This window comes from Streptomyces sp. NPDC091412 (genome assembly GCF_044756885.1).
GTDB lineage: Bacteria > Actinomycetota > Actinomycetes > Streptomycetales > Streptomycetaceae > Streptomyces.
In genome coordinates this window covers 363,820-377,205 of sequence record NZ_JBIVTV010000003.1, presented here as the reverse complement: position 1 = coordinate 377,205, position 13,386 = coordinate 363,820, and the positions used below count along the sequence as shown (strand labels likewise).

The window sequence follows — 13,386 nt, the reverse complement described above, 5'->3', positions numbered from 1 at the left end:
CGACACTGACCCGGCGAAAAGGGCGGGGCCCCGGCGCGGTTGCCGGGGCCCGGACGAGGACACGGAGGCGGACGATGGACGAGGCGCGGGCTCGGGAGGTACTGGCCGTGACGGGGGTGTTGCCCGGTCCGGCACGTGACGCGCGGCTGCTCGCCCTGGGCGAGAACGCGGTGTTCGCCGCCGGGGACCTCGTCGTCAAGGTGGGCCGGGACGCCGAGCTGTGGGACCGGGCGCGGCGCGAGCTGCGGATCGCGCTGTGGCTGGCCGAGGCCGGTGTCCCCGCGGTGCGGGCCGCCGCCGCGGAGGCGATCCTCGCCGAGGGGCATCCGGTGACCGTGTGGCACCGGCTGCCCGATCCGGTGCGGCCCGCCGAGCCGCGGGACCTCGCCGAACTGCTGCGCCTGGTCCACGCCCTGCCCGCCCCCGGCTTCGAGCTGCCGCGCCGCGAACTGCTCGGCGGCGTGGAACGCTGGCTGCGGCTCGCGGGCGACTCGATCGACCCGGCCGACGGGGCCTATCTGCGGGAGCGCCGCGACGGCTTCGCGACGGCCGCCGCCGCGCTCACCCCGCAGCTGCCGCCGGGCCCGATCCACGGCGACGCGCTGCCGCGCAATGTGCACATCGGTCCGGACGGGCCGGTCCTGGTCGACCTGGAGACCTTCTCCTCCGACCTGCGCGAGCACGATCTGGTGGTCATGGCCCTGTCCCGGGACCGCTACGGCCTGCCCGCCGAGGCGTACGACGCCTTCACCGGGACGTACGGCTGGGACGTACGCGAGTGGGAGGGCTGCCCGGTGCTGCGCGGCGCCCGCGAGACGGCCAGCTGCGCCTGGGTCGCCCAGCACGCCCCCAGCAACCCCAAGGCACTGGCCGAGTTCGAGCGCCGGGTGGCGTCCCTGCGGGACGGCGACACCACCGTGCGCTGGTACCCGTTCTGACCTTTCCTCCCCGGCTCGGGATCCGTCGCCGAAGCGGCAGCAGCGGCCGGCGCGGGACGAGCGGAAACCCGTCCGCGGGCACGACGACCGTGGCCGACCAGGCAAGCCGACCGCGCCGAACCGGAGCCGCGCCGCGGGCCCGACGAACACGGCCGAACCGGCAAGTCGGCCGCCCGGACCGCACCCCTCGGCAACCGTGACCGGACCGGCAGCCGGACCGGCGGGCCCGCCGCGACGAGCGGAAGCCGCCCCGCGAGCCCGACGAGCGTGACCGGAACGGCGAAGCCCGCCACTCGGGCCGCGCCCCCGGCGCCCGGGGCTCAGATCGTCTCGCCCGCCGGTTGCCGCAGCGGCCATGCGCCGTCGATCACCGCGTCCGGGTCGCCCTTGCGGCGCAGGAAGTCCTGGAAGTCCGCCGCCCAGGCGGCGTGCCACTCGATCTGGCGGCGGTGCAGCTCCGCCGGGCCGAGGGCCGCGACCTTGGAGTGGCGGCCGGCTATCGCGGCGGCCAGCCGGGCCGCCGCGAGGGCGTCGGCCGAGGCGTCGTGGGCGGCGTCCAGGACGACGCCGTACTCCGCACAGACCGCCTCCAGGGTGCGCTTGCCCGGGCGGTAGCGGTCGGCCCAGCGGTCGATGGTGTACGGGTCGACGACCGGGCCCGGCTCCGCTCCGCCCAGGCGGTCGCTCAGGGACGGCAGTCCGTACCGGCGCAGTTCGGCGGAGAGCAGGGTCAGGTCGAAGGCCGCGTTGTACGCCACGACCGGCACGCCCGTCTTCCAGTAACCGGTCAGGGCGTCCGCGATGGCGTCCGCGACCCGGTCGGCCGGCTCGCCCTCGGCGGCCGCGCGTTCGTTGCTGATCCCGTGCACCGCCACCGCATCCGCCGGGATCTCCACGCCGGGATCCGCCAGCCACTCCCGGCGACCCGCCGGCTCCCCTCCCCTGACCTCGATCACGGCCCCGGTGACGATGCGCGCCTCGCGCGGATCCGTCCCGGTCGTCTCCAGGTCGAAGCCGATCAGCAGCTCCCGGTGCCAGCCCATGGCGGCCCCCCTTCTCGGTGGTGCGTTCCCCCAGTGGCCTCCACGATCGCACGCGCCACTGACAATCCGAGGACCACGTTCCGCTTTCCGCCCGGGGACTGAGGGCGTTTCAGGACACCGGGCGCGAATCCACCCACATCAGCTCGAACTCCTCGCGATAGGCGGAGAAGAGCCCGCCCTCGTCGATCTCGCCGGGTTTGACCACCTTGTTCCCGTTCCGCAGGACGAAGACGGGGGCCTCCATGCCACGGCTGCGCCGCAGATAGGACTGCACGACCGCGATGCCGTCGGATCCGTCGCCGTCGACCAGGTAGGCGGTGACGCGGGGAGTCTCGTCGTAGACCTGGATCTCGAAGGCGCCCGGGTCGCGCAGCCGGCCGCGCACCCGGCGCATGTGGAGGATGTTCATCTCCACCGAGCGGCTCAGCTCCCCGCGCTTGAGCCCGAGTTCGCGCTCGCGCCGCTTCACCGCGCTGGAGGCCGGGTTCAGGAACAGCAGCCGCACCCGGCAGCCGGACTCGGCGAGCCGCACCAGGCGGCGGCCGGAGAAGTTCTGCACGAGCAGGTTCAGACCGATGCCGATGACGTCCAGGCGGCGGGCGCCGCCGAAGATGTCCTCGGCCGGGAACTGGCGCAGCAGCCGCACCCGGTCGGGGTGCACCGCGACCACGTCCGCGTACCGGTCGCCGACGAGGTCCTCGACCGCGTCGACCGGGAGCCGCCGGGCGGAGGGCACGTCACCGCCGGTGCCGAGGATGTCGAGCAGTCGCGCGGAGGCCCGCTCGGCCTGACTGAGCACCGTCTCGGACAGGGCCCGGTTGCGGGAGACGACGTTGCGGGTCACCTCCAGCTCGTCCAGGGCGAGTTCGACGTCCCGGCGCTCGTCTATGTAGGGCGCGAAGCACGGCCAGTGCTGCACCACCAGCTCACGCAGCTGCGGCAGGGTGAGGAAGCTGATCACGTTGTCGTCGGCCGGGTCGAGCAAGTAGCCCTTGCGGCGGCTGACTTCGCGTACCGCGACGGCCCGCTGCACCCACTCCTGACCGGCCGGTCCGGCGGCGGCCACCACCCAGTCGTCGCCGTGGACGGGCTCGTAGACGGGGCGCAGCACGGCGGCCACGACGGCGCGCAGCCGCTGTTCGACGAGGTTCAGCCAGATGTAGGCGCGGCCGGCCCGCTGGGCGCGCGTGCGCACCTCTCGCCAGGCGCCCGCGTCCCAGTCCAGCTCCGGCCCGATGGCACCCGCGTCCATCGGCCGGGCGAGGGACACCGCACCGGACGGGACGTCTGCGGAGTGCCCCTCGTGACCCTCGTCACCAGGGGGCAGCTCCAGGCCTCCCGAGCCCACCCGTGCACCGCCTTCCGCTCCCCCGGGCACTCCCCGTCCCAACGATCAAGGAAGGGTACTCCGGGAGCGGCGCGCGACGCAGCCGGATGCATAGCTCCTTTCTCAACTTCCGCACGCTATCTGCCCGTTCCGACGGGCCGGGGCCTGCCGAGTGAGCTGATTCATAGCCGGTGACCGGCACCGGCCGCCGTCCGCGTCCCGGGCGGCGCCGTACGCCCCGTGCCCGCCACCCCGCCGGGTGAGGGCCGGTCAGCCCGTTGACCCACGGGCACGCCGGGCAGGAACCGCGTCCTGCGGCAGCGGCGCGGAGTGCTGCCGCATCCGGGTTCCGGCGCGCGGAGCGCCCTGGCCGCCTGCCCGGCGGAGCCGGACGAAAGCGAACGCGTGTACCGGCATCCGCCGATCGGGGCGATCGCACCGGAAGGACGGACTCCGCCCGCGTGATCCTCGTCCGGGCAGGTCCGGACCCGGGTGGTGCCGAGGGCGCAGACCTCCTGGAGCGCTGCTCCAGGGGGCGGCCCGAGCCAGGAGTCCCCTCTCCTCCGGGGAGGGGCTCAGCCAACGCACCGGTTCGGCACACGGACGTGCGTCATAGGCGCATCCCCGACTTTCGTGGAGACTCGGAGTCAAGGCGCCACCCGCGGCGCCGCACACCTGAAAGAGTCTTGTCCATGCAGGTCTGGCCTGGAGAGGCGTACCCACTCGGCGCCACGTACGACGGCGCCGGCACCAACTTCGCGGTCTTCACGGAGGCCGCGGACCGAGTGGAGCTGTGTCTGCTGCACGACGACGGCTCGGAGACGGCGGTGGAACTGCGGGAGAGCGACGCCTTCGTCCGGCACGCGTACGTGCCCGGTGTCATGCCGGGACAGCGGTACGGGTTCCGGGTGCACGGTCCGTACGCCCCGGAGCGCGGACTGCTCTGCAACTCGGCGAAGCTGTTGCTCGACCCGTACGCGCGTGCGATCAGCGGCTCGATCCGGTGGGGCGAGGAGGTGTACGGCTACCACTTCGACGACCCCGGCCGGCGCAACGACCTGGACTCCGCGCCGCACACCATGACGTCCGTCGTGGTCAACCCGTACTTCGACTGGGGCGACGACCGGCTGCCGCGCCGCGGCTACCACGAGACGGTGATCTACGAGGCCCATGTCAAGGGCCTCACCATGCGGCACCCGGGGCTGCCCGAGGAACTGCGCGGCACCTACGCGGGTCTCGCCCACCCGGCGGTCATCGACCATCTGACCGAACTCGGCGTCACCGCACTTGAGTTGATGCCCGTGCACCAGTTCGTGAACGATCACCGCCTGGTCGACCTGGGCCTCAACAACTACTGGGGCTACAACACGATCGGCTTCTTCGCCCCGCACAACGCCTACGCCTCCTGGGGCGACCGCGGCCAGCAGGTCCTGGAGTTCAAGTCGGCGGTCCGGGCGCTGCACGAGGCCGGGATCGAGGTCATCCTCGACGTCGTCTACAACCACACCGCCGAGGGCAACCACCTGGGCCCGACGCTGTCCTTCAAGGGCATCGACAACCCGCGCTACTACCGGCTCACCGATGACCCGCGCTACTACATGGACACCACGGGCACCGGGAACTCCCTGCTCATGCGGTCCCCGCACGTGCTCCAGCTGATCATGGACTCGCTGCGGTACTGGGTCACCGAGATGCACGTCGACGGCTTCCGCTTCGACCTGGCGGCCACCCTGGCGCGGCAGTTCCACGAGGTGGACCGGCTGTCGTCGTTCTTCGACCTGGTGCAGCAGGACCCGGTGGTCTCCCAGGTGAAGCTGATCGCCGAGCCCTGGGACGTCGGCGAGGGCGGCTACCAGGTGGGGAACTTCCCGCCACTGTGGACCGAGTGGAACGGCAAGTACCGCGACACCGTGCGGGACCTGTGGCGCGGCGAACCGCGGGCGCTCGCCGAGTTCGCCTCCCGGCTGACCGGCTCCTCCGACCTCTACCAGGACGACGGCCGCCGCCCGCTGGCCTCGATCAACTTCGTCACCTGCCACGACGGTTTCACCCTGCACGACCTGGTGTCGTACAACAACAAGCACAACGAGGCCAACGGCGAGGACAACCGGGACGGCGAGAGCCACAACCGGTCCTGGAACTGCGGCACCGAGGGCGAGAGCGACGACCCCCGGGTGCTCGAGCTGCGGGCCCGGCAGGCGCGGAACTTCGTCGCGACGCTGATGCTGTCCCAGGGCGTGCCCATGATCAGCCACGGTGACGAGTTCGCGCGGACCCAGCGGGGCAACAACAACGCCTACTGCCAGGACAACGAGCTGTCCTGGGTGCGCTGGCCGGAGCCCGGCGAGCAGGACGGCGAACTGCTGGACTTCGTCCGGGCGATGGCGGGGCTGCGCAGGGACCACCCGGTCTTCCGGCGGCGCCGCTTCTTCCACGGGCGGCCGGTGGAGGGCACGCACGACGAGCTGTCCGACATCGCCTGGTTCACCCCCGAGGGCCGGGAGATGACCCAGCAGGACTGGGACTCGGCGCGGGCCTCCGCGCTGACCGTCTTCCTCAACGGCAACGCGATCTCGGAGCCCGGCACGCGCGGGGAGCGGATCGCCGACGACTCCTTCCTGCTGCTGTTCAACGCCGCGCCGAAGCCGCTCGACTTCGCCGTGCCGGTCGATCACGGGCGCCAATGGCAGGTGGTGGTGGACACCGCGCGCACGGACCCGGTCCCGCCGGGCACCGGCCCCAAGGTGCGGGCCGGGGAACGGCTCACCCTGACGGACCGCAGCCTGACGGTACTGCGACGCCCGGCTTAGCGCTCCCCGGGGCCGGAAACCGGGGTGGCGCTCCGGGTCGGCGCGAGGCGCCGGTGCAGCGCGCACCCTCCCGGGCAGGGAGCCGACGTGAGACCCCGGCCGGAAGCCGACGTGGCGTTCCCCGGGGCCGAAGCCGGCTCGGCGCCTCCCCAGGCCTGGCCCCGGGTCGGACGAGGCGCCCGGCGCAGCGCCCGCCCTCCCCAGCGGGGAGCCGGCGTGGCCCCCCAGACCGGAAGCCCGGCGCAGCACTCCCGGACGGCGCGAGGCGCCGGTGCAGCGCCCACCCTCCCGGGCGGGGAACCGGCGTGCCCCCGGGCGGAAGCCGGCGTGCCCCCCAAGCCCGGCGCAGCACTCCCAGGCGGGGCGAGGCGCCCGGTGCAGCGCCCCCCTCCCGGGCAGGGAGCCTGCGTGGCACCCTCGGCCCGGAAGCCGACGTGCCCCCCCGGCCCGGAAGCCGACGTGGCGCCCCCACCGGGCGACAACAGGCTCCCCACCCGGGTGGGGGCAAGCGTCCGTCCGGGCGAGGGCGCTCGCCCGCCCGCGTGGGGCCCGGGGCACATGGCGGCCGGGTGACACCAAAGGCGGCCGGGCGGGTACGTAGCTCTCCATGACATCCGAGACACCCGAGCGTCCCGTGCCCGTCGTGCCCACGGCCACCTACCGGCTCCAGCTCCAGCCCGATTTCCCGTTCGCGGCCGCGGAGCGGGCCGTCCCGTACCTGGCCTCGCTCGGCGTCTCGCACCTGCACCTGTCGCCCGTTCTCCAGGCCGTACCCGGCTCCGCGCACGGCTACGACGTCGTGGACCCCACACGGGTGCGCGACGAGCTCGGCGGTGAGGAGGGCCTGCGGGCGCTGGCGCGCACCGCGCGGGAGCACGGGCTCGGCCTGGTCGTGGACATCGTGCCGAACCACGTGGCCATGGCCCCGCGGTACAACCACGCCCTGTGGGAGGTGCTGCGGGAGGGCCCCGCGTCGCCGTACGCGCGCTGGTTCGACATCGACTGGGAGGCCCAGGGCGGCAAGGTGCTGCTGCCCGTGCTCGGCCGTCCGGTCGGCCGGGAGGCCGGCGAGCTGAAGGCGGACGGCGACGTCCTGCGCTACCACGACCACGCCTTCCCGCTGCGCGAGGGCACCGGGAGACTGCCGCTGCCCGAACTGCTGGACGCGCAGTGGTACCGGCCGGTGTGGTGGCGACTGGCCCGTACGGAACTGAACTACCGGCGCTTCTTCAGCATCTCGGAGCTGATCGGGGTGCGGGTGGAGGACCCGGAGGTGTTCCGGGCGACCCACGCCAAGATCCTCCAGCTGCTGGCGGAGGGGGTGGTCGACGGGCTGCGCGTCGACCACCCGGACGGGCTCGCCGACCCCGACGCCTACCTCCGGCGGCTGCACGAGGCGACCGGCGGGCGCTGGACGGTCGTCGAGAAGATCCTCTCCGACGGCGAGCACCTGCCGGCCTCCTGGCCGGTCGCGGGCACCACCGGCTACGACGCCCTGCGGCACGTCGACGGCCTGTTCACCGACCCGGCCGGAGCGGCCGAGCTGGCCGGGCGCTACCGGCGGTTCGCCGCTCCGCGCGACGACGACGGCGGGGACTGGGAGGCGACCGTACGACGAGCGGCGTACACGGTGATCACGCACGAGCTGGCCGCCGAGACGGGGCGGCTGACCCGGGTGGCGAACCGGGTGTGCGCCACCTCCCCGGACCCGGCGCTGCGCGACCGCGCTCCCTGGGCGCTGCGCACCGCGCTGCGGGAGCTGCTGGTCCGCCTCCGCGTCTACCGGCCCTACGCCTCCGTGGACCCGGCGTCCGTGGTCACCCAGCAGGCCGCCGAGGAGGCCCGGCTCGCCTTCGTGGTGCCGGAGGAGGGCGAGGCCGTCGACGTGGTGCGCGACCTGGTCGTCGGACGGGCCGGATCCGGGCCCGGCGCCATGGAGTTCCGCGCCCGGTTCGCGCAGGCCGCCTCCGCGTTGCGCGCCAAGTCCGTCGAGGACACCGCCTATTACCGGTACGTGCCGCTGCTGTCGGCCAACGAGGTGGGCGGCGAGCCCGGTCACCCGGCGGTGTCCCCGGAGGACTTCCACGCGTACTGCGCCCAAATGCAGCGCGACTGGCCGGTCACCGGGACCGTGGTCTCCACGCACGACACCAAGCGCAGCGCCGACGTACGGGCGGCGCTGGCCGTGCTCACCGAGTGCCCGCGCGTCTGGGCGGACCTGCTGGACGAGGTGACCGGCGGCGGAGAGGGCGTGCCGGACCGGCAACTGGCCTGGGCGGCCTGGCAGACGGTGTTCGGCCTCGGCCCCGCCGACGGGGAACGCGTGCGGCAGGCGCTGCTGAAGCATGTGCGGGAGGCGGGCCTCCACACGAGCTGGACCGAGCAGCAGCCCGCCTACGAGGAGGCGGTGGCGCGGTTCGTCGACGAGGGGCCGTGCGGGGCGCCGGCGGGGCCGGTGACCGCCCTGCGCACCGCGCTCGAACCGCACATCCGGGTGAACGTCCTGGGTACGGCCCTGGTGCACCTGACGATGCCCGGCGTGCCCGACGTGTACCAGGGCACGGAGGCCGAGTACCGGGCCCTGGTCGACCCGGACAACCGGCGCCCGGTGCGGTTCCCGCCCGCCGACGCGGGCGACAAGGGCGCGGTGACGGTGGCGGCGCTGCGGCTGCGCGCCCGCCGGCCGGAGGTCTTCGGCCCGGCGGCGACGTACGCCCCGCTGCCCGCCGAGGGGCCGGCGGCGGCCCACTGTGCGGCGTTCGAGCGCTCCGGTGAGGTGGTCACGGCCGTGACCCGGCTGTCGCTGCGGCTGGCGGAGGCGGGCGGCTGGCGGGACACCCGGCTGCCCCTGCCGCCGGGCCGGTGGACCGACACGCTCACCCCGGGGCGGGAGTTCGAGGGGCACGTGCTCGTGGCGGAACTCTTCGAGCGGCTGCCGGTGGCGCTGCTGGAGCGCGCTTGACAGGACCCGGCGTCCGTGGGGTACTGCGGAATGCGAAGCCGGGAGGACAGGTCGGGGGTGAGTCTCCTGCCGGAGTTGCGCTACCCCAGTGTTCCCGAACTGGTCGCCTCCGCCCGTGCGCTGGCCGCGTACCGGCCGGACCGGTGTGTACTGAGGCAGGTCGGCCACTCCCGCGCGGGACGACCGCTGCACCTGCTGTCCGTCGGACACGCCCGGCGGGCGGTGCTGGTGGTCGCCGGCGCCCACGCGAACGAGCCCACCGGCGGCTCCACCCTCCTCGCCGTCGCCCGCCGCGTGCTGCGCGAGGAGCGGTTGCGGGTGGACACCTCCTGGCACTTCCTGCTGTGCGCGGACCCGGACGGGGCGAGTCTGCACGTCACTCCTGCCCCGCGCAGCCTGCTCGACTACCACCTCGGGTTCTTCCGGCCCGCCGGGCCCGAGCAGCCGGAGTGGTCGCCCTCCGTGCTGCCGCCCGACCGGCTGCCGCCGGAGACGCGGGCGCTGACCGGGGTGATCGACGAGCTGCGGCCCTACCTCCAGGTGACGCTGCACGGCACCGAACTGGGCGGCAGCTGGGTGCAGTTGACCCGGGACGTGCCCGGGCTCGCCGAGCCGTTCGGCAAGTCGGCGGCACGGCTGCACATCCCGGTGGAGACGGGTGCCTCGGACGCGGCGGGCTGGCCGGTCTCGGGGCCCGGGGTGCGGGTGATGCCGGGGCGCGGCGCGGACCCGGCGTATCCGAGCATGCCGGACGACGCGCGGCACAGCACCTGGTTCCGCCCGCACCGGTACGGCGGCATGACCGCGGTCGTGGAGGTGCCGATGTGGGCGAGCGACCTGGTGGACGACCCCGCGCCGCATCCCGCCCCGGCGGCGGCGATACGGCGGCTCGCGCACCGGCTGCTGCGGGACGCGCGGGAGGTGGAGCTGGTCCTCACCGACGCGCTGCCGCGCCTGCGCGGGGCGGACGGGCCGCTGCTGCGGGCGGCGAAGTGGGGGCTGAGCCTGGTGCCGGGACTGGCCGCGGACTGGATCCACACCCCGCCCGCGGACACCACGATGGCGTACGTCGGCAGCGTGGACGCGTTCGGGCGCCGCCTGCCGCTGCGGGCCGCGGCGATGCTCCTGCGGACCCTGCGCGAGACCGACGACCGCGCCGCCCCGGACCTGGAACAGCTCGTGACCACCTGGAGCGAGTCCTTCGCCCACCGCTTCCACGCCCGCTGGGTCCCCCTGGCACACCAGGTGGAACACCAGAGCCGCACAGTCGTCACCACAGCCCACCAGGCCCGCACCCCACCCACCTGACCCACCCGGGCCACACCGCCCTGCGCCGAACCGGCAGCGAGCATCCGCCACCGCACCGTGCACGCACGGCAGCGGCCGGCCCCGTGCTCCGTGCCCCGTGCCCCGTGCCCCGTGCCCCGTGCCCCGTGCCCCGTGCCCCGACGGCACCTTGAGCACTCACGCCCGCCGGACACACGGCCGTCGCCGCCCGCACCGGCCGCGCCGCCCCGTGCCGACCACAGTCCCTGGCCAGCGAGCGGGCGCCCGTCACGGCGCCGCATACGCACGGCAGCGGCCCCCGCACACCCGCCCTGGCACACGCGCGTACCGCCACCCACGGCGATGGCATCGCCCGGCCGGGCGTTCCAGCGGGCGTGCCCGCCGCCGCGCCGCACGTACGACAGCGGCACACCCCCGGAAGCCCGGCCTGGGCACGCGCGCGTGCCGGGTGCGCGGTGCACGTTCCAACCGCCGTGCGTCGGGCCTCAGTTGCCCATGGCGAAGACGGCGCCCGTGCGGGCGTTCAGTTGGCAGGTGTTGGAGAAGGTCTCCGTGTAGTGGATCGTTCGGCCGTGCCACTGGCCTCGGGCGTGGGCCGTTACCGGGGCGTAGACCATCGGGCAGAGGACGTCCCGGTGGGGGATGCCGTGGATGTCGCCGCCGGACGAGCGGAGCTGGGTACAGGCGGCGGCCGCGTGGGCGTGGCCCCGGGGCGGGTCGCACAGGAGCAGGGCGCCTCGGACATGACCGGAGCGCTCGTCGCCGTGGGTGACCGTGACGTAGAGCCAGTCGGACTGGCCGGTGGGCCGGTGGGCGGCCGTGGCCGGGGCGGCGCCGGCGAGCAGCAGCGCGGCCGCCGCCGTCAGACCGCGGCGCAGGCAGGTCGTGGCCGCCTTGGTGAGGTGGGTCATTCCCGCTGTATCGGCACGGCCGCCCGCGTGCCCCACCCCGGCTCACCCGATCGTGAGCGCACGCGCGCGTGCCGCCCGGCGAGTTCGCACACGGCCAGCACCACCCGCGTCTGGTACTCGGCCTGCCGGGCGACCGGTATCCAGCGCGCCCGCAGGTTGTCGTGGTAGTCGGCGCATCCCTGCTCGATGAACCGGTCCAGTTCGGGCAGGACGCCGGCCCTGTCGTGCCCGGCACCGCGCACGAGCCGGTGCAGCAGTCCGGCGGTGCGCAGCGCCAGCCGCCGCCCCGCGATGCGCAGCGCGGCCAGGTGGGCGTTGGTCAGCGGCGGGAGCGGGCGCAGGGTGCCGTCGTCGGTGTCGGGGTCCCACGCGTCGGCGAGCCCGGGGCAGACCAGGAGGTAGTCGTCCACCGGCGCGAGCAGCCGGTCCGCGTCCGGCACGTCGGCGAGGTACGGCCGGACCCGTTCCAGCAGCCGTTCCATGAGCCGGATGTCCTCGCGCAGGGCGCGGCTGACGGTGCGCAGCACGCCGTCCGGGTCCGCGGGCGCCGAGCCGTCGGACACGGCGTCCACACCCCACATGGGCGCTTCGACGACGGCGGTCACGGTGCCGTGCCGCTGCGGGTGGAACCACGTCGACTCCACGGCCGCCTCGGTGATGGCGGCGGCCAGGCCGCTCCGGCGCGGCGGCGGGATCCGGTAGACGGCGGGCCCCAGACGCGGCCAGTACAGGGGGTCGTACGGGCCGAGTTCGCGCGGGATGCCGAGCCGGGCCGCGGCGTGCCCCACGCGCCGTGCGAGGCCGGGCAGTTCGCGGGTCACCTCGACGAAGCCGCCGCCGACGTCGACGCCGTGCAGCGAGCACTGGACGAAGGGCCGCAGCTCGTCCTGGAGTTCGAGCAGCGCCCGGGTCTCCGGCAGCGCGGCGGCCGCGGCACCGTCGGGCAGCCATTCCGGCTGCTCCAGGAACCCGGGCCGGAAGAAGTCCCGGAAGTAGTGGCCGAGGGTGTAAGGGCCCTTGAGCCAGCCCTCGTTGCGCCGTGAGCCGTCGGGGTCGAGGCACAGCAGCAGGTTCCAGGTGACGTCGGCATCCGCGCCGCCGCCGCGGCCGGCCAGCACGCGTTCGGCCAGCCTCAGTACGGTGGCTCCGCCCACGGGCTCGTTGGCGTGCGGTCCGGCGACCACGAGGGCCTGGCGGCTGCCGTGGCCGACGGAGAGCAGCCACAGGGGCAGGCCACCGCGGGAGGTGCCGACGCGGCGCAGCCGGGCGTCCCGGGGCCGGCGGGCGACGAGTGCGGCGGCGTGCGCGCCCAGCTCGTCCACGGACGGATAGCACGGGAGTGGCGGCAGGGCACACCTCCACAGTGCGGCGCCGACGCTTCACCACATGTGCATGGCGTACACACAGTCAGTCATGACGTGTCGGATACGTCAACACCAGCGTCCGAAAAAGGACTTGACCCGCCATGTCGGATGAGCCGGGGCCGGTGGCGGCGGTGTGGTTCAGTTCGCGGAGAGCCGGAACGCCACCTGCCCGAACCCGACCTGGTCGCCCTCGCGCACGACCGCCGCGCCGACCACGCGCCGCCCGTTGACGGTCGTGCCGTTGGTCGAGCCGAGGTCCCGCAGCACCCACATGCCGCCCTGGTGGCGCAGTTCGGCGTGCACCCGGGAGACCGTCTCGTGGGTCAGCCGCAGACCGCTGGCAGGATCGCGCCCTATGAGCAACGGGTGACCACTGCCGGGAAGCGGCAGCAGCAGCTTGGGCAGCCGCTCGACCTGCCAGGCCCGGCGCAGCCGGACGCTGAAACCGGACACCGCCTCGACCGTGCCGAACACCAGCCGGGAGACGCGTCCCTCGGTGCGCAGGTCCGAGGTGAGCGCGGCGAGTTCGTCCGGCCGGCGGGCGGCCAGGGCCAGCTCCATCCGCCGTACGAACGTGTCGTGCGACAGCCGTCCCATCGCGACGCCGTCACGGAGCACCTTCAGCGCCTTGTCGCGCTGCGCGTCGGAGAGCCGCGCGGGGTACGTGTGGGACTCGAAGGACGACGTCACGTTGGTGATTGTCGGTCAGTCGACCCCGCGTGTCCAGCTACCACGGCGACGCAC

General features: G+C 74.4%; 9 protein-coding genes. 4 read left to right on the top strand and 5 right to left on the bottom strand.

Going from position 1 to position 13,386, the window contains the following annotated elements:
- Positions 1 to 74 precede the first annotated feature (74 nt).
- Entirely contained in the window at positions 75 to 938 is an 864-nt protein-coding gene (locus tag ACIQMV_RS09780; RefSeq protein WP_402592227.1) for a phosphotransferase enzyme family protein, read from the top strand.
- A gap of 320 nt (positions 939 to 1,258) precedes the next feature.
- Here the strand turns inward: ACIQMV_RS09780 and ACIQMV_RS09775 are convergent, their stop codons facing one another.
- Both ACIQMV_RS09775 and ACIQMV_RS09770 read right to left on the bottom strand, forming a co-directional pair.
- Complete coding sequence (locus ACIQMV_RS09775) at positions 1,259 to 1,981, bottom strand: 3'-5' exonuclease (protein WP_402592226.1); 723 nt, start codon at positions 1,979 to 1,981, stop codon at positions 1,259 to 1,261.
- A 109-nt stretch (positions 1,982 to 2,090) separates the two neighbouring features.
- Entirely contained in the window at positions 2,091 to 3,329 is a 1,239-nt protein-coding gene (locus ACIQMV_RS09770; protein ID WP_401779010.1) for an SAV2148 family HEPN domain-containing protein, read from the bottom strand.
- A gap of 671 nt (positions 3,330 to 4,000) precedes the next feature.
- Here ACIQMV_RS09770 and glgX point away from each other — a divergent pair.
- The 3 genes from glgX (at position 4,001) to ACIQMV_RS09755 (ending at position 10,388) form a co-directional block, all read left to right on the top strand.
- Complete coding sequence (gene glgX / locus ACIQMV_RS09765) at positions 4,001 to 6,118, top strand: glycogen debranching protein GlgX (protein ID WP_141357152.1); 2,118 nt, start codon at positions 4,001 to 4,003, stop codon at positions 6,116 to 6,118.
- Between the two features lie 607 nt (positions 6,119 to 6,725).
- The gene (treY, locus tag ACIQMV_RS09760) at positions 6,726 to 9,080 is read left to right on the top strand and encodes a malto-oligosyltrehalose synthase (RefSeq protein ID WP_402592225.1); all 2,355 of its coding nucleotides are present in this window, start codon (positions 6,726 to 6,728) and stop codon (positions 9,078 to 9,080) included.
- 57 nt (positions 9,081 to 9,137) lie between these two features.
- Positions 9,138 to 10,388: a M14 family zinc carboxypeptidase gene (locus tag ACIQMV_RS09755; RefSeq protein ID WP_402592224.1), complete on the top strand. Its 1,251-nt coding sequence runs from the start codon at positions 9,138 to 9,140 to the stop codon at positions 10,386 to 10,388.
- Between the two features lie 464 nt (positions 10,389 to 10,852).
- On the opposite strand, the gene ACIQMV_RS09750 is transcribed toward ACIQMV_RS09755, so the two are convergent.
- The 3 genes from ACIQMV_RS09750 to ACIQMV_RS09740 all read right to left on the bottom strand — a co-directional run bounded on the left by ACIQMV_RS09750 (position 10,853) and on the right by ACIQMV_RS09740 (position 13,332).
- Positions 10,853 to 11,278, bottom strand: coding sequence for an SSI family serine proteinase inhibitor (locus ACIQMV_RS09750; protein WP_402592223.1), 426 nt, complete (start codon positions 11,276 to 11,278; stop codon positions 10,853 to 10,855).
- Entirely contained in the window at positions 11,275 to 12,600 is a 1,326-nt protein-coding gene (locus tag ACIQMV_RS09745) for a M14 family zinc carboxypeptidase (protein ID WP_402592222.1), read from the bottom strand. The genes ACIQMV_RS09750 and ACIQMV_RS09745 overlap by 4 nt, the downstream gene beginning before the upstream one ends.
- 180 nt (positions 12,601 to 12,780) lie before the next feature.
- Entirely contained in the window at positions 12,781 to 13,332 is a 552-nt protein-coding gene (locus ACIQMV_RS09740) for an FHA domain-containing protein (RefSeq protein ID WP_402592221.1), read from the bottom strand.
- Positions 13,333 to 13,386: the final 54 nt, after the last annotated feature.

Coding starts and splice junctions, on each gene's coding strand:
- ACIQMV_RS09750 (WP_402592223.1), bottom strand. CDS start 11,278: ATGACCCACCTCACCAAGGCGGCCACGACCTGCCTGCGCCGCGGTCTG.
- ACIQMV_RS09775 (WP_402592226.1), bottom strand. CDS start 1,981: ATGGGCTGGCACCGGGAGCTGCTGATCGGCTTCGACCTGGAGACGACC.
- ACIQMV_RS09780 (WP_402592227.1), top strand. CDS start 75: ATGGACGAGGCGCGGGCTCGGGAGGTACTGGCCGTGACGGGGGTGTTG.
- treY (WP_402592225.1), top strand. CDS start 6,726: ATGACATCCGAGACACCCGAGCGTCCCGTGCCCGTCGTGCCCACGGCC.
- glgX (WP_141357152.1), top strand. CDS start 4,001: ATGCAGGTCTGGCCTGGAGAGGCGTACCCACTCGGCGCCACGTACGAC.